An 838-nucleotide genomic window follows, 5' to 3' on the forward strand; every position below is an offset into this window, starting at 1 on the left:
CGGCAATACAGAAGGCGTTTTGAGTAACAACATAATGGCAACCGTCAGAATTTAATACACGCTTACTTTAACAAGGCAGTCTGAAAACTGGAAAGAATGCTTTGTTTGGTATAAAGACGATTTTGTTATATTGAAGACATGAAAAGGCCGTCTGAAAACCAAATTTCAGACGGCCTTGCTGGTGTGGTAAGGATCAATAGGCAACAGGATCTTGAGATGCAGGCTGGTGTTGCGCCGCGTCATAGTTTTCCTGAGCCGAGCGGACGGCTTTTTCCAAACCCTTGATCCGTTCGAGATAGCGGGCATAGTTGCGTTCATTGCCATAACGCACTTTTTTGCCTTCTTCCAAGTTTTTCTTGGCGGTATCCAAAGCACGCTTGGCTGCGCCGACGTCAGCCGGATTGACCGGGGCGACAGCTTCTTCCGCTTGCTCGGTTTTGCTTGGGGAAATTGGCGTTGCCGGTGTTGAAACAGGCGCAGAAGTATAGACGGACGGTTTGCCGATATTGCTGGCTTTGCAGTTTTTGCCGCCGGCTTGGGTATAGACTTTGCGGCCGGCAGAATCGGTACATTCAAAAATAGGCGCGGCGGAAATTGCAGTTGTCAAAGTGAGTAGTAATGTACTGATCCAAATTTTGTTCATTTTTATTTTTCCTTAAAACCATTTCCACCAAACAAGCAAAGCCGCAATCATGATGATGTTGGCGAAGAGGATGGGCTTCCACTGTCTGGGCGCACGTCGTAATTCAGCGCCAGATCGTGTGCGGCGGATATAGAAAAACGGGCTGAGCAGCATGGAAGCGGCGCATACCAAAATAATCACGGCGTAATAGATTTT

At 47.6% G+C, this 838-nt stretch carries 2 protein-coding genes; both read right to left on the minus strand.

From position 1 onward, the window contains the following. Positions 1 to 193: 193 nt before the first annotated feature. Positions 194 to 643: a DUF4124 domain-containing protein gene (locus tag ACTHS3_RS16050; protein WP_049336110.1), complete on the minus strand. Its 450-nt coding sequence runs from the start codon at positions 641 to 643 to the stop codon at positions 194 to 196. Positions 644 to 655: 12 nt separating this feature from the next. Continuing rightward, positions 656 to 838: hypothetical protein (locus tag ACTHS3_RS16055; RefSeq protein WP_440368514.1), on the minus strand; the 183-nt coding region annotated here is incomplete at its 5' end.

This window comes from Neisseria sp. P0009.S007, assembly GCF_051962515.1.

What these genes read in the sequence shown, in the direction of transcription:
- ACTHS3_RS16050 (WP_049336110.1), bottom strand. Translation starts at nt 643, where the DNA reads ATGAACAAAATTTGGATCAGTACATTACTACTCACTTTGACAACTGCA.